The sequence below is a fragment of the Flagellimonas amoyensis genome (assembly GCF_003058265.1).
GTDB classification, from domain to species: domain Bacteria; phylum Bacteroidota; class Bacteroidia; order Flavobacteriales; family Flavobacteriaceae; genus Flagellimonas; species Flagellimonas amoyensis.
In genome coordinates, this window is record NZ_QBUK01000001.1 from 519,350 (window position 1) to 541,435 (window position 22,086).

The 22,086-nt window shown below is 47.2% G+C and carries 13 protein-coding genes and 1 tRNA gene; 8 read left to right on the top strand and 6 right to left on the bottom strand.

The window, feature by feature from the left end; translation table 11 throughout:
- The first annotated feature begins 37 nt into the window (after window positions 1-37).
- On the top strand, window positions 38-1,594 hold the full coding sequence (locus DB398_RS02150) for a S8 family peptidase (RefSeq protein ID WP_159076281.1): 1,557 nt from the start codon (window positions 38-40) through the stop codon (window positions 1,592-1,594).
- A gap of 146 nt (window positions 1,595-1,740) precedes the next feature.
- Here the strand turns inward: DB398_RS02150 and DB398_RS02155 are convergent, their stop codons facing one another.
- Complete coding sequence (locus DB398_RS02155; protein ID WP_108422737.1) at window positions 1,741-2,382, bottom strand: response regulator; 642 nt, start codon at window positions 2,380-2,382, stop codon at window positions 1,741-1,743.
- Between the two features lie 13 nt (window positions 2,383-2,395).
- Window positions 2,396-4,267 carry a sensor histidine kinase gene (locus tag DB398_RS02160; protein WP_108422738.1) on the bottom strand — a complete coding sequence of 624 codons (1,872 nt, stop codon included), beginning with the start codon at window positions 4,265-4,267 and terminating at the stop codon, window positions 2,396-2,398.
- Window positions 4,268-4,500: 233 nt separating this feature from the next.
- Between DB398_RS02160 and DB398_RS02165 the strand changes: the two genes are divergently transcribed.
- The 3 genes from DB398_RS02165 to DB398_RS02175 all read left to right on the top strand — a co-directional run bounded on the left by DB398_RS02165 (window position 4,501) and on the right by DB398_RS02175 (window position 7,923).
- A complete protein-coding gene (locus DB398_RS02165; RefSeq protein WP_108422739.1) occupies window positions 4,501-5,835 on the top strand; it encodes an adenylate/guanylate cyclase domain-containing protein in 1,335 nt (444 codons plus the stop codon).
- 45 nt (window positions 5,836-5,880) lie between these two features.
- Window positions 5,881-7,272, top strand: coding sequence for an FAD-binding oxidoreductase (locus tag DB398_RS02170; RefSeq protein WP_108422740.1), 1,392 nt, complete (start codon window positions 5,881-5,883; stop codon window positions 7,270-7,272).
- A gap of 87 nt (window positions 7,273-7,359) precedes the next feature.
- Complete coding sequence (locus DB398_RS02175) at window positions 7,360-7,923, top strand: Pycsar system effector family protein (protein WP_108422835.1); 564 nt, start codon at window positions 7,360-7,362, stop codon at window positions 7,921-7,923.
- A gap of 60 nt (window positions 7,924-7,983) precedes the next feature.
- Here DB398_RS02175 and DB398_RS02180 read toward each other — a convergent pair.
- Window positions 7,984-8,056: transfer RNA gene (locus DB398_RS02180), tRNA-Met, on the bottom strand.
- 114 nt (window positions 8,057-8,170) lie between these two features.
- Here DB398_RS02180 and DB398_RS02185 point away from each other — a divergent pair.
- On the top strand, window positions 8,171-9,535 hold the full coding sequence (locus tag DB398_RS02185) for an alanine/glycine:cation symporter family protein (RefSeq protein ID WP_108422741.1): 1,365 nt from the start codon (window positions 8,171-8,173) through the stop codon (window positions 9,533-9,535).
- Entirely contained in the window at window positions 9,525-10,406 is an 882-nt protein-coding gene (era, locus tag DB398_RS02190) for a GTPase Era (protein ID WP_108422742.1), read from the top strand. The genes DB398_RS02185 and era overlap by 11 nt, the downstream gene beginning before the upstream one ends.
- Window positions 10,407-10,412: 6 nt before the next feature.
- On the opposite strand, the gene DB398_RS02195 is transcribed toward era, so the two are convergent.
- Window positions 10,413-10,916 (bottom strand): GTP-binding protein, encoded by a 504-nt coding sequence (locus DB398_RS02195; RefSeq protein WP_108422743.1) that lies wholly within the window; start codon window positions 10,914-10,916, stop codon window positions 10,413-10,415.
- 76 nt (window positions 10,917-10,992) lie between these two features.
- On the opposite strand from DB398_RS02195, the gene der reads away from it, so the two are divergent.
- Window positions 10,993-12,294: a ribosome biogenesis GTPase Der gene (gene der / locus DB398_RS02200; RefSeq protein ID WP_108422836.1), complete on the top strand. Its 1,302-nt coding sequence runs from the start codon at window positions 10,993-10,995 to the stop codon at window positions 12,292-12,294.
- A 41-nt stretch (window positions 12,295-12,335) separates the two neighbouring features.
- Entirely contained in the window at window positions 12,336-13,934 is a 1,599-nt protein-coding gene (locus DB398_RS02205) for a M61 family metallopeptidase (RefSeq protein ID WP_159076282.1), read from the top strand.
- A 4-nt stretch (window positions 13,935-13,938) separates the two neighbouring features.
- Here the strand turns inward: DB398_RS02205 and pbpC are convergent, their stop codons facing one another.
- The gene (pbpC, locus tag DB398_RS02210) at window positions 13,939-16,311 is read right to left on the bottom strand and encodes a penicillin-binding protein 1C (protein ID WP_108422745.1); all 2,373 of its coding nucleotides are present in this window, start codon (window positions 16,309-16,311) and stop codon (window positions 13,939-13,941) included.
- Between the two features lie 10 nt (window positions 16,312-16,321).
- Window positions 16,322-21,874: an alpha-2-macroglobulin family protein gene (locus DB398_RS02215; RefSeq protein WP_108422746.1), complete on the bottom strand. Its 5,553-nt coding sequence runs from the start codon at window positions 21,872-21,874 to the stop codon at window positions 16,322-16,324.
- Window positions 21,875-22,086: the final 212 nt, after the last annotated feature.

A 22,086-nucleotide genomic window follows, 5' to 3' on the forward strand; every position in this document is an offset into this window, starting at 1 on the left:
CACTAGTATTAATCAAAAATCAAAAAACATGAAAAGCATGATTGAAAAAAAGATTCGAAACCGTTACGGACTGATTCCGGTCCTTGGAATTCTAATGGGCCAATTTACGGTTGGCCAAGACGCAGCTCCCGATAAGAATTGGCACCAATTGGACAATGACACGGGAATACATTTGGAACAGGCCTACGAACTGTTGCAGGATAGAAAATCGGAAAAGGTAATAGTTGCCATTATAGATAGTGGTGTGGATTATTTGCATGAGGATCTGCACACCAAGATCTGGGTAAATACGGATGAGATCCCCGGCAACATGATCGATGACGATAAAAATGGATATGTGGACGATATCCATGGATGGAACTTTATCGGATTCCCAAATGGGGACAATGTTGAACACGAGACCTTAATTGAGACCAGGATTGCCAGTGCCGGAAAGAACTATCCAGGAAGTAAGGAGATGTACGAAGAAGCAAAAAGGGCATACCATATCCATAAAAGGGGGGCAGAAGAGAAAAGAGAGCTTTACGGCAAATACCTGTCGGATATCGAAACCATCAAATCCACAGCAGATGCCTCAGCACAGAGCTTGGAGCAGGTCATTGGACAAATGGGAAGTTTGTCCAGTGTAGGGAAACTACTATTGAATGCCCAAAAAGAGGGAAAAGATGTGGATCATGTTGAATCCCAGATCAAGGAAGCCTATGCGTTCTATTCCAAGGCTTTGGACTATTACTACAATCCGTATTATGATTCCCGTCACATTGTTGGGGACAATATCACCAATAAGGAGCAAAGGTCCTATGGCAACAATGATGTGAAGGGGCCGGACCCCTCCCATGGGACACATGTTGCAGGCATTATCGGGGCCATCAGGGGCAATGGTCTGGGCATGGACGGTATTGCGGAGCATGTGGAATTGATGATCATCAGAGCGGTTCCCGACGGGGATGAAAGGGACAAGGATATTGACAATGCTATTAGATATGCGGTGGACAATGGGGCCGACATCATCAATTTGAGCTTTGGAAAGGACTATAGCTGGAAAAAGGAATGGGTGGATGAAGCGGTGAGGTATGCCCGCAAAAAGGATGTCCTTATCATCCATGCGGCTGGAAATTCGGCAAGAAGACTCAATGGGAAGAATAATTTTCCCAATAAATACTTTGAAAGCGGGAATCTTTTTGGGTCCAAAGAAGCCAAAAACTGGATTGAGGTGGGGGCCGCCACCCATCATTTTGACGAAGGTTTTGTTGCCAATTTTTCTAACTACGGGAAGGAACAAGTGGATTTGGTGGCACCCGGTGCACAGATTTATTCGACAACCCCCAATGATTCCTATGCATATTTCAGCGGAACCAGTATGGCCGCTCCCATGGTCACGGGCCTTGCCGCCCTGTTGAAATCACATTTTCCACATTTATCGTCACAAGAACTCAAGGACATCATATTGGGAAGTGTAAGAACTGTGGGGCATGAAGTATACCAACCTGGCGGAAACCAAAAAGTACCCTTGAGCATGCTTTCCAGTACCGGAGGGATATTGGATTGTGGGCAGGCCGTGAAAACCGCTTTGCAGAGGAGCAAGAACATATAAACCCTATTCAAGGAACGGGTGTTGCTTGGCTCAAAACGGGTTTGGTTTGGTACGGGGCGTTGGCCCCGTACTTTTTTTTATGGAAAATCTACATTCGGGATTTTATATGCAGCTGATCCCATCTGTTTCAATGGTGATCAATAGTACTAAATAAGTCCCCAATCCACCGCTTTTTTGATCATGCCAACGGAGTTCTTCACATCCATTTTTACAAAAAGGTTCCGTTTGTGGGTGGCCACGGTATTAGTGCTTACGAACAAGAGGTCCGCAATTTCTTGGGTGGTATGCTCTTGGGCGATCAATTTAATGACCTCGATCTCGCGCTTGGTGATCATGGGGATGTTCCCATCCATTTTTTTGGGTTCCTCGGTCAGGCTCTCTATCATTTTTTCCGTCAGATGGGAACTCAGGACCTTTTTCCCATCATGGGCATCCTTTATCCCTTGGATGAGGTATTCCTTGGAGGCGTTTTTGAGCAGATATCCATTGGCGCCCACCTTGAACAAAGAGGTGATGATACTGCCCTCATCATTGGTGGTGAGCATGATGACCTTGACCTCCGGGAACGATTTTTTCACGTGCATGGTGGTTTCCAATCCATCCATGGCCGGCATTTGAAGGTCAAGTAAAAGGACGTCCACAGGCTCCTTTTTGAGGAATTCCAACACCTCAAGACCATTACTGGCCGTGCCGACAATGCTCAAAGACCTGTCCTTGGTCAAAATGGCCTTTAGGCCATCCAACATGATTTGATGGTCGTCCGCTAAGAGTACCTTGATCTTTTCCATAGGTCATTTTTATTTACGCATGATTCATTTTATCCAAGGGGATGCTTATGGTCACCAAGGTTCCCATGCCCGGTCGACTATTGATGTCAAAGGTGCCTCCAATGAACTCGGCCCTGAAAGCGATACTTTTCAGCCCCATTCCTTTGTCATCCTTCAAGGTTTTGGGGTCAAATCCAACCCCGTCGTCCTCAATGGTAAGGTCAAACCAATGATTGCTATAGGTGATCTGCACGGAAACTTCTTTTGCCTCGGCATATTTTACGATATTGTTGAGGGCCTCCTGTACAATTCGGAACAGCATAATATTGGTGTTGTCATCAAAAACCTTTTCTTTTCCATGCACATGGAACTCGGCATGGAACCCATGGATGGCATCCATTTTTGTGACCAGATCTTCTATTGCTTTTCTCAATCCCAATTTTTTCAGGGATTGGGGCATCATTTCGTGGGCAATCTTACGCACCTCGGTACAGGCTTCATCGATCATCTGACTGGCGGAACCGTATATTTTCTTTGAATTAGTGTCGTCAAAATTGATCTGCAGGCTACCAATGTTCACTTTTAGACTGGACAATAAATTCCCCAATCCATCATGGAGGTCACGGGCAATCCGAGAACGTTCTTTTTCCTGGCCTTCCAGCATGGACCTCATGGAGATGATCTGTTGCTCCCTTTGGGATTCATGGAGTTCCAATTGAGCGGTCTTTATCCTGTTTTTATAATATAGAAAGCCAATAAGGGATACCAAAAGCAGTCCTCCCAACGAATATAACAGCATGTTCACGTGATCTTGTTTTTTTTGGTTCAACACCTCTTCCTCCAACAGTTGTATTTTCAATTGGTCCTTTTCAAATTTGATTTTCATGTTTGCCAAGGCCTCAAGGCTACTCTCACTCAGTTTGTATTCCTCCTCCATTTCTTTTTGCCTAAGGAGCAGTTCATAGGCAGCCTTATGATCGTTGTTCAAGAGAAGATGTTGCCGCCTAATGTCGATGATGTAATTCTGCAGGCCAACCCTATTAAAAAGTCCCGGGGTTTGCTCGGCTTTATTGATGAGGTCCATGGAACTGACAAAACCATGCGCCTTTATCAAATCGATCAATGCAATGGTGTCCCGTTGCTTTTCGGCTGCCTCATAGATGGTCGAGGCTATGCTCATCATGGACTCAACTACGCCAACGTCCGAGGCCTCTTTCCTGTGTTCATAACCTTTGAGGTACTCCGATACCGCCGATTCGTAATCCTCGTGCATTCGATGGCATTCACCCATACCCTGATAGAGCCTGGCAATATCAATATGGGCAATGGGATTCTCGGTCAACCTATACTCCAATGCTTTTTGGAATTTTTTCAATGCCTCCCCGGAATTCCCCCCGGAATATTCGGCAATGGCCCAATTGTTCAAGATACCTGCCTTTCGTTCCTCGTTGGGTATTTTGGAGAAAAGATCATATGCTTGTTGAAAGGCTCTCCGCGACTCTGCCAAAGAGCCATAGTTTAGCAGGATCGCCCCTCGGGTATCATAAACACTGCCCAATCCATAGAGGTCGTTTATTCGGGAAAAGTAGACCGTAGCACTGTCCAGATAGGCAGTTTTTTTATCCATTTGATCATAATCGAGGCACCAACCCAGTCGATGGAAAGACTTTCCAATGAGTCTGGGACTCCCCAATTTTTTGGCCAAGGCCAACCCTAGCGATGCATTTTGAACGGCCTCTTCGCCATCGTATAACAAATACGCGATCTTTAAATGTGCCTCACACTTGATTGAGTCTTCGGGCATGGTTTTGACGGCCATGCGCAAACTGTCCAATTCCGTTGATTGGCCCAATCCACAATGGAATCCGAAGAGCAGCAATAAGAAGAACAGTTGTTTTGCCAACATGTTTTTAGGGTGTATTGACGTATGGTTTCAACAAGGATAAAGTTATCGAATTCTGAAGCTTGCACAACACCTAAAACCATGATTGTCAATGTCACACTATTGTGTGATGCCGGCTCTGACAAAAGGAGGATTTTTAAAAATCATGGAATAGGGTGTAAAATAGGAGGGGTGGCGAATCTAATTTTGGTGCTATCGAATCCATACCCAAGTATCAACCTTAAATTCTGATACAAATGACCCATACGATCACCTATGCAGCCATCAACAGACAGGTAGAATCAACTTCCCTTACCGATACCCTGTTGGATATTTCGATCAAGAACAAAATCCCGCACCTGCATGAATGTGGGGGCAATGGGTATTGTACCACTTGTAGGGTCAGGATATTGGATGGGGTACAGAATCTGAGCCCAAAGACAGAATTTGAAAAAAGCAGCTGCCATGCGCGAAAATGGGATCCATCCATTCGCTTGGCATGTCAGGCCAGGCCCAAGGGCGATGTTACCGTCCAGCGGTTGATTTGGTCCAGCGGGGAGGTGAATAACCTGCAAAAGGAGTTGGTGCCGATGGGACGGGCAGAGGAAAGGCCAATAGCCATCCTTTTTTGCGACATTAGAAATTTCACCAACCTCTCCTCCCACAACCTCAATTTTGATATCGCTTATATGTTGAACAAGTTCTATACGGCTTTGGGGGAACCTATATTGATGAACAATGGGGTGATCTATCAATATGTAGGGGATGAAATAGTGGGTGTGTTCGGCACCACGGGAGGTACGGCCAAGAAAAATTGTGAGGATGCCATACGGGCAGCCTTGGGGATGCAGTATGCCCTGGATGCCTTGAACCGGTCCGATCTGAAGGACATCGAGATAAAACTAAAATCGGGTATCGGCATCAATTTTGGCAATGCCTTCATCGGTCACCTCGGCCATCCCACCCATAAACAGTTCTCCGTGATTGGGGACCCGGTGAACGTGGCCAGTAGAATTCAAAATGAGACCAAGGCCACCAATACGAACATACTCATATCCGATACCGTATACGAAAACGTGGACAAGGATTCCGTGGTGGTCGGACAAAACTTCCTGAACAAACTGGCAGGAAAGGACGACCCTTTGAACCTCTTCGAACTTATCGGTTTCAACGATATGGACCTTCAATTGGAGCTGCAATCCTCCATGAACTTCATGTTGGCCGATGAAGAAGGATTTGCCAAAACCTTCTACGATAAAGTTTTTGCCATTGCACCTTTCGTCAGGGCCCTGTTCCGCAACAATATGACCGACCAGGGAAGGTTGTTGACCCATATGTTGGGAGGCATTGTGTATTCCCTTTCCAGGCCCGAGCACCTCAAAAGAGGACTGGCCAAGTTGGGCCAAAGCCATGTGCATTATGGTGTGAAGGAAGAGTATTATCCCGTGGTGAAACAAGCCATGATAGCGACCATTGACGAGGTTTTGGGGCAGAACAAGACCCCACGCACCTTGGAAGCTTGGAACACGGCCCTCGATTTTGTGATCGATACCATGAAGTCCAGCGCAAAAGGCGATATCAATGCAGAATAACGATCAGGAAAACATATCAATCAGTAATCACTAATATGAATAACCATGTCAACAAAAATCAATGAATTGGATTCCAGTGTATTGGATGCATTTGCAAGCCAGATCAGGGGAGAATTGATCTTCCCAAAAGATGAAAAGTACAACGAGACCCGAAAGGTCTACAATGCCATGATAGATAAGCGTCCAGGCCTGTTTGTCATGTGCGTGGATGTAGCGGATGTGATCTATGCCGTAAATTTTGGCCGGGAGCACGATCTTTTGGTCGCAGTTAGGGGAGGTGGCCACAATGGTGGCGGTCTCGGACTGTGCAATGACGGAATGGTGATCGACCTATCCGGTATAAAGTTTGTCCACGTGGATGTGGAGCATAGTACCGTAAGGGTCGGTGGCGGAAATTTGTGGGGCGAAGTGGATCATGCAACACATCCGTTCGGTTTGGCGGTTCCGGCAGGCATCATCTCCACCACCGGGGTGGGTGGCCTTACCCTTGGCGGGGGCGTCGGCTATCTCTCACGAAAGTATGGCCTTACCATCGATAATTTATTGGAAGCGGACATGGTATTGGCCGATGGTTCCTTCGTGACCGTCAATGCCAAACAACATACGGATCTCTTTTGGGCCATTCGAGGAGGTGGGGGCAACTTTGGAATCGTTACTTCCTTCAAGTTCCAGGCCCATCCAGTAAAAAATGTCATTGGAGGTCCCACGTTATGGCCCATCGAAAAGATAGATGAGGTGATGGAATGGTACCACTCGTTTATCAATGAAGCTCCAGATGAACTCAATGGATTTATTGCGACCATGGTGATTCCCGGCCCACCGTTCCCAGAAGCATTGCACAATAAAATGTTCTGTGGTATTGTCTGGTCCTATTTGGGAGACCCCAAAAAGCAGAAAGAAGTGTTCAGACCAGTGATGGACATGGAGCCCATATTCCAACACATTGGCGAAATGCCCTATCCTTCCCTTCAGACCTTGTTCGATGGGATGCTTCCCCACGGGCTGCAATGGTATTGGAGGGCCGATTATTTTGATGAACTGGGCCCCGAAGTACGGGCAAAGCACTTGGAGTTCGGCTCCAAAATTCCGACACCTCTTTCCCAAATGCACCTGTACCCGATCAGTGGAGCGGCCAGCAGGGTAGGGAAGCAGGACACTCCTTGGGCCAATAGGGATGCCAAATATGCAGGCGTTATTGTAGGTGTGGATCCAGATCCGGCCAATGCCCAAAAAATAACCGATTGGTGCAAGCAGTATTGGGAGGCCCTGCATCCGTATTCCATGGGGGGTGCTTATCTCAATTTTATCATGGACGAAGGACAGGAGCGCATAAAGGCCAGTTATAAGGTAAACTATGATCGCCTTACCCAGATCAAAGGGAAATACGATCCCAACAACTTCTTTAGGGTCAATCAGAACATACAGCCCCATAAGTAAATGGATGGTTCGGTATGGACCTGCGGACAATGGATTATTTCAAACGGAAAGCCAAAGCTGGATATGGACAAGGAACAAAATGAGCAAATGCCAATATTTCAACGTGAATTCCTGAAACAATTGGAGTCAAGGGGGCATGCGGAGGAGCTGGTGGACCATTATTGGGGCAGCATCAACTATGTTCTGGGGTTGATCAGGGCATCGGAAATAAAAGCGGGCCTGTTGCTCTCCTTTTATGGAATCCTGCTCAATTTTATCTTTCAAAAGATAGATCTACTGTTTTCCCAAGGTGCACATCAAATAGTGCTTTATATTTTTATGGCATTTTGGTTTTTGGCCACAATCGTGTCCATTTACTTCAGTATCCGCTGTTTTATGCCGCGCATTGAAGGAAAGTATGAGAAGAACATGTTCTTTTTTGGCGACGTGATTTCAAAGTTTGGGACAATCAACGATTTTTCAAAAAGTTTCTATCGCTTGAGTCTGAAGGAAGAGGAACTGTTCGATCAGTTGGGGCAGCAGATCTTTATCATTTCAAAAATAGCCGACCAAAAATTCAGGTACGTGAACAGGTCTTTGCGGTTTTTGGCCATAAGCCTCCTCCTCTTTTTGTTGATGGCCATCTATTATGCAGTCTTGGTCATCAAATAGGATCACACAAAAAGGTGTTGGAAATAAAAAAGCCATTCATTTGAATGGCTTTTGATTTAGTAGCGGGAACTGGACTCGAACCAGTGACCTTCGGGTTATGAGCCCGACGAGCTACCTACTGCTCTATCCCGCGATATGGACGGCAAATATACAACCCTTTTTAGATCATTTCCAAATCAAAGTCAATATTCCTTGTTCAAATGGGTCTTTCCAGACTAAAATCCATAAATTCGGTTTTTTTGACCTTATGAAAGCAATCAACGATTTTCTGTCCTGGGTTTTGCCCTACACAGAATGGCCCATGTTCATCCTGCTCATTGGCGGGGGACTCTTCTTGGTTTTTTATTCCAAGTTTGTGCCCTACCGCTATTTTGGCCATGCCATAGCCGTGGTCTCTGGCAAATACGATGACAAAAACGCCAAAGGCGATGTAAGCTCGTTCCAGGCATTGTCGGCAGCTGTGGCGGCCACGGTGGGTCTGGGGAACATATCGGGTGTGGCCATAGCCATCCATGATGGAGGGCCAGGGGTCGTTTTTTGGATCTGGATGACAGCCCTTTTGGGCATGGGCATCAAATTTTATTCGGGGAGCTTGGCCATCATGTTCCGGGATACCGATAGCGATGGAAAATTACAGGGTGGCCCCATGTTCTACATTACCAGGGGCATGGGCAAATGGGCGCGTCCCATGGCCGTTTTTTTCAGTATTTGTGGACTCTTCGGATTTTTGGGGGTATTTACCGCCAATCAGTTTACGGAGGCCTTTATGGGCGTGGTGAAACCACAGGAAACCCTTTTTATGGCCAGTGAGTTCAACTGGAAACTGGGAATCGGTTTTCTTTTGGCGATTATCACTTCCATTGTCATCTTCGGAGGGCTTTCCAAAATTGCAAAAGTGGCTTCGGCCATTGTTCCTTTTATGGTAGGGGTATACCTCATAGCAGTAATCTTTGTGATGGCCAACAATGCAGTACAAGTGCTTCCTGCCCTCAAAATGATCTTTGTGGAAGCCTGGAATTTCGATACTATCGTCACCGGGGGCTTTTGGGGTCTGGTGATTGTTGGTGTGCGCCGTGCCATGTTTTCCAATGAAGCGGGTCTGGGTAGTGCGCCCATGTACCACGGGCAGTCGCGAAACGATGAGCCCACAAAGGAAGGATTGGTGGCCATGCTGGGCCCTTTCATCGATACCATCATGGTCTGTACGTTCACTGCGGTGGTCATCATTTTGAGTGGGGCCTATCTGGAGGATGGTAGTGGCATCACCATGACCATGTCCGCTTTTGAAAAGACCCTCTACGGTTTTGGGGACATCCTTTTGATGGTCATTGTCACGGCATTTGCACTTTCCACCCTGTTCACCTATTCCTATTATGGAGTAAAATGCCTTTCGTTTCTCACCACCCCAAAAATTGGAAAGTGGTACAATGTATTCTTTGTGGTGATGGTCGTTTTTGCCACGGTGGCTTCTTTGGATTTGGTAAAAAACCTTATCGATCTATCTTATGCGCTTATGGTGATACCCAATATGATCGCAGTGTTGTACCTTGCACCCAAAGTGAATGCGGCATCCAAGCAGTATTTTATAAAAAAGAAGGAAAGTGGCACATAAGGCAGGTTTTGTAAATATTATAGGCAACCCCAATGTGGGGAAATCCACGTTGATGAACGCTTTTGTGGGCGAAAAACTGTCCATTATCACTTCCAAGGCACAGACCACCCGCCACCGGATCTTGGGAATCGTCAATGGGGACGACTTCCAAATGATCCTTTCCGACACCCCGGGGATCATAAAGCCGGCCTACGAGCTCCAAACCTCCATGATGGATTTTGTGAAATCCGCTTTTGAGGATGCCGATGTGCTCCTCTACATGGTCGAAATCGGGGAGAAGGCCCTCAAGGACGAAACTTTTTTCAAAAAAATAGAACACAGTCAGATCCCGGTACTGTTGCTTCTCAACAAAATTGACACCTCGGACCAACACGTGTTGGAAGAGCAGGTGCAACATTGGAAGGACCTTCTGCCCAATGCTGAGATCCATCCCATATCCGCTTTGGAAAATTTTAATGTCAAGGAAGTGTTCGATCGTATTTTGGAACTTTTGCCCGAAGCACCTCCCTATTATCCCAAGGACCAATTGACGGACAAGCCCGAACGATTTTTTGTGAACGAGACCATCCGCGAAAAGATCTTGTTGCACTATAAGAAGGAAATCCCCTATTCCGTGGAAGTGGAGACCGAGGAATTTCTGGAAGATGAGGACATTATCCGCATACGCTCCGTGATCATGGTGGAGCGCGATACGCAAAAAGGAATCATTATCGGCCATAAGGGGAGTGCCCTAAAAAGGGTCGGGGTCGAGGCCCGGAAAGACCTTGAGAAATTCTTTGACAAACAAGTGCATATCGAACTGTATGTGAAGGTCAATAAGAATTGGCGCAGCAATGCCCAGCAGCTACGACGGTTCGGCTATAACGGATAATATGCTTCAGACTTTTTGAAAACCGGCTATGGTTTCCCTGAACATGGATTTCAACTGGTCCATTTGTCCTTCTCCCTTTGCTTTTCCCATTCGCCCAAAAGCATAAAGGGCAAACCAGGTCACAACCAAAAAGAACATGCCCACCATCAAAAAAGTAATGTCCTTTCCCAAGGAATGGTTGGAGTAGGCAAAAATGCCCAAGATGATAAATAGCGTGCCCACCCCAAAATGGAGAAACATGAAAAACGTCCAAAGTGTCGGGTTGGGACCAAATACCCCGCGGATGTTGCTCACGCCCTCTTCGTAGGAAGAAAGTTCGAGGTGCAATTGGGGAGTCCAGAAGTTGGTATCCGCCTTCCGGAATTTGATAAAGATGTGTTCATCGAGCCTGCTGATCAAAAAACCATCCTTTTTGTGGGTGTCGTAGGTGTGCTTCAACGTTTCCATATCGGTCCGTAAGGCAACATGGAATCGGGGCCTTAAAACGATCTCATTGGTCAGGTCACTCATAACAGTTTGAAAATGATAAAAAAAGGTATCATTTTTTCTTCATAATAAATGGTACTTTTGCCAAAATTTAATGCAGATGGGAGCTATCGTAGCTATCGTAGGGAGGCCCAATGTGGGCAAGTCCACTTTTTTTAACCGATTGATCCGTCGTCGTGAGGCGATCGTGGATGCCGTGAGCGGCGTTACCCGTGACCGTCATTATGGAAAAAGTGATTGGAACGGCAAGGAATTTTCGTTGATTGATACGGGAGGGTACGTATTGGGCAGTGACGATATTTTTGAAAAGGAAATCGACAAACAAGTGGAGCTGGCCATTGGTGAGGCCGATGCCATCATTTTTATGGTGGATGTGGAATCCGGCGTCACGGGCATGGATGAAGATGTGGCCAAACTGTTGCGAAAAGTCAACAAGCCTGTTTTTCTCGCCGTGAACAAAGTGGACAACGCCCAGCGTATGGCCGATGCCGTGGAATTCTATGCCTTGGGATTGGGCGAATATTACAACCTCTCCAGCATCAATGGTAGTGGAACAGGGGAATTGTTGGATGCTTTGGTGGAAGTGCTTCCCGATGTGAAGGAAGAAGAAAGCGAACTGCCCCGTTTTGCAGTGGTGGGTCGCCCGAATGCAGGGAAATCATCCTTTATCAATGCGTTGATCGGGGAGGACAGATACATTGTTACCGATATTGCCGGGACCACCAGGGACAGTATCGACACGCGGTACAACCAGTTCGGTTTTGAGTTCAACCTAGTGGACACTGCCGGAATCCGCAGAAAGTCCAAGGTGAAGGAAGATTTGGAGTTTTACTCCGTGATGCGCTCCATCCGAGCCATTGAGCATTGCGATGTTTGTATCTTGATGTTGGATGCCACCAGAGGTTTTGACGGTCAGGTGGAGAACATCTTTTGGTTGGCCCAGCGCAACAATAAGGGCATTGTGGTCTTGGTGAACAAATGGGACTTGGTGGAAAAGGATACCAACTCCGTGAAGGAATACACGGCCATGATCAAAGAGGCCATCTCCCCATTTGAGGATGTCCCCATCCTTTTCATATCGGTGATGACCAAACAACGTATCTACAAGGCCATTGAAACGGCTGTGGATGTGTACAAAAACCGTTCAAAGAAGGTCGTGACCCGAAAATTGAACGATATCATGTTGCCCATTATCGAGAACACCCCGCCACCGGCCTACAAGGGCAAATATGTGAAGATCAAGTTCTGTACCCAACTGCCAACGCCTTATCCGCAGTTTGCGTTCTTCTGTAATTTACCGCAGTACGTGCGCGACCCGTATAAGCGGTTCTTGGAGAACAAGTTGCGTGAACACTTTGATTTTACCGGGGTTCCGATTACCATTTTTATGCGGAAAAAATAGGTCGGGAACACATGAATCAAACCAAACCAAATAACCACTTTATGAAAAACCTCAATCTGAAGAAATTCCTGGTCCTTTTTTCTTTTTTTGTGTCGTTATCGCTTTCGGCCCAGAAAAACGAAGCTCCGAGATTTGAGTATACCGTTTCGGTGCCAGATCCAGGATCCCACACCTATCATGTGGCCACCAGAATACTGAATTGGCCAACGGATACGATCACGTTGCACCTGCCCAACTGGATGCCCGGCTACTATCAGATGATGGATTATTACAAGGGGTTGAAAAATTTCAAAGTGCTTTCAGGACAGTCCTTTGACGATTCGCGGCCGGCGACATGGGTTTTGACAGGGGTCAAAGGAAAAGCGGTCCAGTTGGAATATGATATGTACACGGACCGGACTTTTGTGGCAAACAGTTATGTGGATGAAGATAGGGCCTACATCATACCGGTCAACTCGTTTTTATATGCAGAGGGTCATTTGAAGATGCCCATAACCGTTACGGTCGAAAAGTCGAATGGATGGACCGATGTGGTCACAGGTCTCGAACTTGTGGAAGAAAATGCCCAAAAGGCTGTTTTTAGGTCGAATCATTTTGATGATTTTTTGGATTCACCGCTTTTGATGGGCAATCTGAAGAAACTGCCAGATTTTCAAGTGGGCGGCACCAACCATCGGTTTTGGGGATACAACCCGGGGGAGTTTGATGAAAAGAAGTTGATGGATAATCTGAAGTCCGTGATTGAGGTGGCTTCTGGCATTATCGGCCATATACCTTATGAGGAATATACCTTCATCGGAATAGGTCCGGGCAGGGGCGGGATAGAACACTTGAACAGTTCCACTGTTAGCTTTGATGGGGGACAGATGGGTTCGCCACAGGCCTACCAACGAATGGTCAACTTTTTGTCCCATGAATATTTTCACCATTACAATGTAAAACGGATCAGGCCTTTTGAACTTGGGCCATTTGATTACCAGAATGGAAGCAAGACCACCCAATTGTGGATCAGTGAGGGTCTTACTTCTTACTATGCCGGGATAATGGTGCGTAGGGCCGGAATCTACTCTGAAGCGGACTTTCTTCAAGAGATTGCGGCAGGGATAACCCAATTTGAGAACAACCCTGGAAAAGATTTTCAATCACTGATCGAATCTAGTTTTGAAACTTGGCATGAAGGTCCTTTTGGGACGAGCGGCAAAGATCCGAACAAGAGTATTTCATACTATGTCAAAGGGCCCATCGTCGGTCTTTTAATGGACTTTGGAATCCGACAGGCCACTAACAATGCAAAATCCCTGGATGACGTCATGCGCCATATGTACCATGAATACTACCTCAAAAAGGGAAGGGGCTTTACAGATGCCGAGTTCCGAAATGCCTGTACATTTATTGCGGGAACGCCCTTGACAGAATTGTTTCAATATGTATATACCCCAAAACCCTTGGATTATGATACATATTTGGGTTATGCTGGCCTTGAACTGGAGAAAAAACAGGAAACCCAAACAATCAGGGGGAGGGATGGCGAATCGACCGAAAAAGTGATGGACGTGTATTCGCTTGTTCCTGTCAACAATCCCAACGCTTCCCAAAAAGCAATCTTGGATTCCTGGATGGGAAAAAATAAGGTCCAGTAAACATTCAATCTTCCGAAGCCCTTCGGACTTGGACTTCTTGTTGTATGCGGTTGCCCAAATTGTCCACCGAGGTCAGGACATACTCCCCGGGTTCAATGCCCAAGATCAGTTCATGGAAGTTTTCCGTTTTGCCCACATAGGCATCATCCATATACCAGTAGACAATGGCATTGTTCTGTTGATGGGCCAATTTAAGAACGATGTCCTGGGATTTGGTGCCGAGGTCTTTGGGCAGTAATACAGCTTCATTGGGTTTCGGATAGATGAATTCCATCAGTTGGTTGTCCATTTCGGAACAATTGGCCATGAAGGCCGGCAACTGTTTGTAATTAGGGTTAGAAAGAGCATAATAGTACTCTAGGGTAGGAGGAAGCACAAACCAGTTTTGGGCCACCATGTTTTCCAACGGATAGCATTCCGAGTTGACCCGATAGGTTTCCGAAGCATCCAAGAACAATTGCTGGTGGAAAGGGCAGGGTCCACTTCGGGTGCCATGGGTGGGCACATATTCTTTTTTGACATCGTCACAAAAAACAGAGGCCCGGTACCCACTTTGCGAACAGATTTCCACTTCCACCAAATCGTCAAAAGGTTCTTGGAACCACCCACTTTGCGGGAGAGCATCCAACACATCGAACAGCAAAGGAGCGGCTGCTGTGATTCCGGTAAGGCCAGGCCTTCCCTCACCATCAGCATTGCCGGCCCATACCCCAATGGCATATTTGGGTGTTACCCCAACGGCCCATGCATCCTTGAACCCAAAACTGGTACCCGTTTTCCAGGCAATGGGCTGGGAGGAATCAAAAAAATGCCAGTTTTCATCCCCTTCGGGGCGGTTCACCTCATACATGGATTGGAAGGTGGCATAAATGGCCCCTGCACCAAAAATAGGAGGGTCGAACTGCTGTTTTCCAAAATCGATTTCTTCTTCGACCAAATAACTGGCTTTCGCAAATTCGTTGGCACGATAAGTACTGGAATGGCTGACATAGTGGTTTAGGCCCGATGCCAGCGAGGCATAGGATTCCGTGATTTCCCAAAGGGAACTTTCGGCCCCACCCAATATCAAGGAAAGGCCATAATGGGAAGAAGGCCTGTTCAATGATTTCATATTCATTTTGTGGAGCTTGTTGTAAAATTTTTGAAGGCCATATTCCCGCAACAATCGTACTGCGGGCACATTCAAAGAGCGGGACAGTGCCCTGCTCGCAGGCACTGCACCTGCATGTTTCTTGTCAAAATTTTGGGGATGGTAGCCGTTGATCACGGTGGGGACATCTTCCACCAAGCTATGGGGCAACAACTGGCCTTCATCCAGCAGGGCAGCGAACAAAAAAGGTTTTAAGGTGCTACCTGTACTTCGGTTTTTGGAGATGATGTCCACGTAGTTGGCGTGCTCTTCTCCCGATGGGGAATTGCCCACATAACCCAATACGTTGCGGGTTTCCACATCGAGCACCAAAATGGCCAGATTGTGGATTTCGTTGCTCTTTAATTGGCGATAGTGCCTTTCGGCCAAAAGATTCAACCGTTGCTGTAAAGATCTGTCAATGGAAGTAGTGATGCGTTGCCCTGTATGTTCGTTTCGGATACGTTCGGTAAGATGGGGTGCCACATCGGGCAAAGGAACCGGTTTTTGGGGCAAGGGTTCTGCAATGGCCAGGTCATAGGTGGTGGCGTCGATGTTGCCTTTGTCTTTCAGCTTTTTCAACAAATCATTTCGTTTACCCAAGAGTATTTGCTCGTTCCTTCCCGGGAAAATGAGAGCCGGCGCATTGGGCAGTACGGCAAGGGCGGCAGCTTGGCCCCAACTCAGCTCATGCGCAGGAATGCCAAAATACCGCCAAGCAGCAGTTTCCAATCCCACTACATTCCCACCATAAGGGGTGTGGGAGGCATACAACCGTAAAATTTCTTTTTTGGAGGATCTCAATTCCAATCGGGTGGCCATAAAAATTTCCACCATCTTTTCTGCATAGGTCCGGGACTTGTTCTTTCGGCTCAATCGGATGACCTGTTGGGTGATGGTGCTGCCACCCCTTCGGGACTTTTTGGTGAGGTTGTGTCCAATGGCCTTTATAATGGAGACGGGATTGAACCCGGGATGCTGGTAAAAATATTCATCTTCGAACATCAGCACACATTCCTCAAAACGTTTGGGAACCGAGTCCATTTCTGGGAACCGCCATTGGCCGTCATCGGCAATCCGTGCACCGATCAAGGTGCCATTGGAACTGTTCACCACGGTAGAGGTGGGGTCTTCAAAAAGATTCTTGGGCAAACAGAACAGCCACAAAACCAAGAAGGCCATGAAAATGGCCAACTTGATCTTATGTCGGTATACAAACTCTTTTGATCGTTCCCAAAACTCGTTCATCCCATACGCATCACTGCACCACTTTGATCCAATTGCCTTTGTTCCTTGCTAGGTAGTTGTTATCGTACATGGCCTCCACTTGTGCCCCGGGCAAGTAATACTCACCTAGGAAAGAAGCATTCAGTTTGATGGTAAAGGTGGTCGATTTCTTTGCCCCCAAATCAAAATACAAATGGGTACGGTCGTCACGGGTATCCACATAATCCGCTTTGGTAGCATTGGCATCGGCACCACCCGCATAGGAAGTGTCCACGATTTCCCATCCACTGGGCACAATATGGGTCAATGCCACGTTCTCGACATAGTCGTTGGAATTGTTGAAGACCGTGACCACCGCTTGGAATTCTGTTCCTTGTCGTAGCTCGGAAACATCCAATGCATTGCCCACCGCGTCCTTGTAGGCCACGTTGATGTTCAGGTTCTGCTGTTGGGCCAACTCTTCTCCCACGGGCAATTTTCCGGTCTGGGTCAAAGTGGCGTAAACGGTGTTTCCTTGTCTGTTGGTTACCTGTATTTCATTTTTGAAAGAGGTAATGACAAGTCCGCGTTGCGCAATGGCCCTATCGGTTTTTACAGAAATCTCCTTTCCGTTGTTGGTGTAGGCAATGTCGATGGATTTGCCGCCATTTTTCATCACCATTTTAGAAAGGGAAAGAAGTGCAAATGCGGTTTCCTGGGTGCTGTACCAACTTTGGGAAGATAAGTCTTTGGCAAGGGAAATGGACAAATCCCGTTGCTTGGAATCCCCCAAAATCACCATGGTTTCCAACGCCATGGCCCTGTTTCGGAAAACGGAACCATAGGTTCTATAGTTGTAATTGTTGGGCGTAAAGTTGATGTTCGCTTTTTGTGCAATCTCTTGGGCCACTTCTTTCTTTCCGGCCAGCGCATAGGCAGCTGCCAAACGCCATTTGGCCTCATTGCTCAAATTTTTGGCTTCACGAAGACGGTTCATGGCGGCCAACTCGGGCTGCTGTGCCAAGGCCAAAGTGTAGAGGCGATAGGCCTGGGAAACATCGTCATTGTAACCCGAACTTTGGTTGCTCCATTGACGGGCAGCCATTTTTTGGTATTTCAACCAGTTGGACAAGAAAGTCAGAGGCAATTGATAGCCCTGTTGTTTGGCTTCCAGCATAAAATGTCCTGCATACGAAGTTCCCCAATCATCGGCATTTCCGTAACCGGGCCAATAGCTGAGTCCACCTTCGGGGGTTTGGAAATCCCCCAGTTTTTTGATGGCCGCCTTTACATTTTTCTCGATGTCCTTTTTTCGTTCAAAAGTGATGTCGAGCACATCCGCCAAGAACAATTGAGGGAAAGCTGCCGAAGTGGTCTGTTCCACACAACCGTGGGGGTATCTCAACAGGTAATCCATCCGCTTGCTGAAATCCATCGGGGGCAAGGTCGAAAACTCGATAAAGGCCTCATTGGTGCCCGAGGTGCCAAAGGTTTCAAATGGAATCGCCATACTGCCATTGGCATCGATGGTGTAGAGTTCGCTTTTGGTGGTGATGGGATTGGGATTTTCCACATCGATCTCCGTTTTGCTGCTCGCACTTTCCCCGGCGCCACTGGCCGATACGGTGATGGTCTGGAAGGCGGAAGCAGGTTTTACTTTGAAATCAAAGTTCACGATCTGTTCTCCAACCGCATTGAACGAAATGTTCTTGGTGGTTTCCCCGATGGGTTCCAAAGCCTTTCCGGCATCGATGGAGACCTTTACATTTTTCACTTTGGCTTCCATGGCGAAGACGGTAACGGGAATGGTCACGGTTTCTCCAGGGGACAATTTCCTAGGGATGGAGGTCAATACCATTAAAGGTTTACGAACGGGCGTGGTTTTCTCGGCATTGCCGTAAGCACTGTTTTTATTTCCAGCTACGACCATAGTGCGCACTGAGCCCACATAATTGGGCATTTCGATGGTGTGCGATGCCTTTTCGCCAGCTTTCAAGGTGAATGGACCCAAATAGGTGACCACAGGTTTGAAGCGTTGTGCCTTACGGTTTTTCGCTCCTTCCCCAATGCCACCACCACCGATGGCGTAGATGTTGTCCACACTCACGGAGTAGGCGCCCATCACATCATCAAAAATATCGAAGGTCTTTACGCCCAAAGCCTGTCTTGCGTAAAAAGAAGCGTGGATGTCAGGGGTTTTAAAACGGGTAAGGTCCAAAAGACCATCATCCACCACGGCCAAAGAATAGGTCATGGGTTTTTTATTGGCTTCTGAAACGGTCACTTTGTACGATGTCTCGGGTTTCAGCACTTCGGGCATCGAAATTTGTGGCTCCAGCAAGGTGGCAGGATTCTCCACCAACAGGGGTACTACGCCATACAAGCGGATGGGCATATCGTTTGCCACTTGTCCATGTGGTTGCAATAACGAAATGTTGATGTAGGCGTTCGGGGCCATTTCCGCGGTGATGGGAATACTGGCCTTGGTTTCCTTGGCCGAAGTTTCCACCCATTGTTGGGACAATACTTCGGTGCCATTTTCGATACTGATCAAGGCCCTTCCACCCCTGTCCGAAGGGAAGGTGATCATGGCCTGTTCACCCAATTTGTAATTTTCTTTATCCGCGGAGAATACCAAGATCTTGGAACTTTCGGAATCGCCGGAAGGTCTTCTCCACCAATTGCGGTAGAAGTAGGCCGTGCGTCCTGTGGCATGTCCAGCATCATCGATTACCCGAATAAGGAAGCGTCCGCCATCATCATCGGGAACGTTAAGGTTGAAGCTGCCCTTGCCATCCGCTCCAGTGGTCACCGTCATTTCCTTGAACGGACTGTGTACGGTGGCATTCTCGTATCGGGAAAGATTGTCGTACCCCCGGTTCCACCACCAGCGCCATTCAATTTTGAATACTTGGACCTTTAGTTTCCGGTTTCCGGATGGCCTGCCTTGGTCGTCCACGGAGACCACACCAAAGGTGTTGTTCTCATCGGTCAGAAAAGAACCATATTGTTTGGCTTCCGGTGAACGCAATCCCACAAAATGGGAGTAAGGGGCCACATTTTTGTTGAAGACGTCGATGGAAAAATCCCCTCCGCCTTCAAACACTTTGGTGGTGAAAGTGGCCTGCAACATACCGGGCGCATTACCATTCACATTGATTTTTTCGTTGATGGCCAATTCCCCGTTTGCATCCAGCTTGGAAGAGACCCATTGGAGCTCGGTTTCATTAAAATTGCGTGTAGGGTCTTGGAATACATATTCTTTGAATTTCGGGAACGGGTTGTATGCCTGGTTCAGGGTGGCATTGATGTCGATTTTCAGGTTACGGGCCGGCGCTCCGTGCAACCATTGCACGATGGCCTTGCCACTATTGTTGGTGTTGGCTTTCAGCACCTCATTGTCAAAGGAAAAATTCACCTTCAAGCGGTTGGGCTTCACGGTGGCCACTTTGAGGGACTTGCTGAACTGCGCACCGCCCACAATGATCTTTGCGAACCAGTTGCCCGTTGGTGCATCGGCTTGGGTGGGGATGGGGAAGTAATAGAAGTTTTCCTCTTTTTTGGCGAACAATCCTTCGGAAACCGGGATGGTTCCCTCAGTCAACACATTGCGTTGGACCAGTTTTCCACGTGCATCACTCACCTCTAAAGTTACCGGATGCCCTTTGGGCAGGGGATTGGCCTTGTCGTCCAATGCAAAGGTGAGGTGAATCACATCGCCTGGGCGGTGGACCCCTCTTTCGGTATAGACAAACCCTTGCAGACCGCGTTGCAATTCTTCCCCGGAAACATCAAATGTACTGAGGGAAAGTGCATTACCGTCGGCTAGTTTGGCATAGGCAAAATTGTTGTTCTTTTCGGCAACGGCAAAGGATACGTTCTTTTCCCCGTCATAAATGCTGAGTCCGGATTCGTCCGTGGTGACTTCGCCCAATAATTGCTGTTGGAAATTATACAGTTTGATCTTGGTATTGGCCTCCGGTTTGGTGGTCAATAGGTTGGTGGCCGCAAAATGGTAGGATTGGTTTTTTCCTTTTTTTACGATAAGTCCGAGGTCACTCCCCAAAAGGTTGGTGGCCGCAATCCGCTCATAATTGTAATAGGCCCTGTGACAGGGATTGTCACGTTCCTCCCAATTGTAATCGTAGTTTCTCCAGTAATAGACCTCGTTGTCCCAATACCGCTCTTCCAAGGACTCATCGTCCATGTCTTGGGAGGCATAATCGGTATCGGCTTCCTCTGTGGTTTCAGGTCTGTCACAGGCATAAGTGGTATGTTCTTTTTTGAAACTGAACTCAACACGGTATAGCGATCCGGGGTGGACTTTGATCAAATTGGATAGATCCAAGGCATGGGCTTTCCAATAGCTGGAATTTTCCGTGCCATTTTCAGTCAATGGAATCACTTTGTAGGCCACTCTTCGTCCCACTGGCCTAAAATCAGGGTCATAGTCTTGGGTGAGCTCATAATTTTGGAGGTATTGGAGCATGTTGTCCTCAAAGACCTGGATGACGCGCACTTCAACGGCAGATAGGTTCACCGTTTCAAAATAAATGGGTGTGGACGCGGCATTGGGCAAAATGGTTCCTTTGGAAATAAGGCGCACGGCCGGTTTCAACTGTTCAAAGGAGACCAGTTCGGAAAAAGTGTTCTTGAGGGTGAACCCATATTCACTTTTGATGCCCTCAAAGACATTCACGCGCACCTCGCCCAAAATTCGGTTGGAAGGATAGACCCGTAACACATTGCCATCGATCTCGTAGCGAAGGCTCTCGGCATTTTCGATGGTCACCAGACCGTTCAGGTTTTGGTTCTGTTTGAGCGGCTCGGAGAAATTTAGGGTAAGCACGGCGTTCGGGGATGAGGTGGTTTTGGCATCCACTACCACAAATTTGTTCAGGCCGGGGATGGTATAGTTTTCGGACCCTTCGTTTTCGATGCCCAATTCCTTGCCGGTCCAACTGATCGTCAGTTCACTATCTTCTGTTTTTCTGGAGATGCTGTCAATCTTGAAACTGAAAAATTGTGCATTTTCAGAGGCATTGTCCCATTTCACGGCAACGGATTTGTCGCCTTGTTTCACGGAAAGGATCTTGCCTATTTTGGCCCCTTCCAAAATATCGGATGCATCCAAAGTTCCGGTCAAATATTGCCAGTCCTTGCTGTAGGATTGTAGGTTCACCAGATTGATCTTGAAATTGGGAGCGATGGTCTTAAAGCTAAAAGTGTATTTTTTGAACTCACTCGCAATATCCTCAAAAAGTTGGTTCAGGGCCAGTGTCACCACATACTCGGTGTTGGGCCGGAGGTATTCGGAGGGCTGGAAAGTGATTTCCCTACCATTTTCGATGACCAGTTTACCCTCCACGTTCGGGGAGATCTTGAGGTATTCCTTTGGAAGTTCTTGGGTCAGTTCAAACTGCTCCAACGGTCGTGCCAGGGCAATCTGGATGGGAGAGGAAATACTTTGGTTGCCCTGGGTGTGGTAACTGATGTAGTCCTTGAATTTGAATAGGTTGTCGGTTTCGCTGGAATCTCCTTTCTTTTTGCAGGAGACGACCAAAATCAGCAAGAAAACAGAAAAGATTCTAAAAAAATGGGACATGTCAAAGCTTGGAATTGGTTACACATGATTTTGCCCAACCAAGATAGCTAAAATTGGACAAGATGCCCCAGTAAGTTTACGGATGGTTGTTTTGAATTGACGTATGGACCAAAGAACTTGTATTTATGGCAAAAAAATTAAGATTTAAGGCATTTATCCACAAATTTTTCTCAAAGTTTCGTTAAATAGGTCCGGCCTAATTTACCAAACTG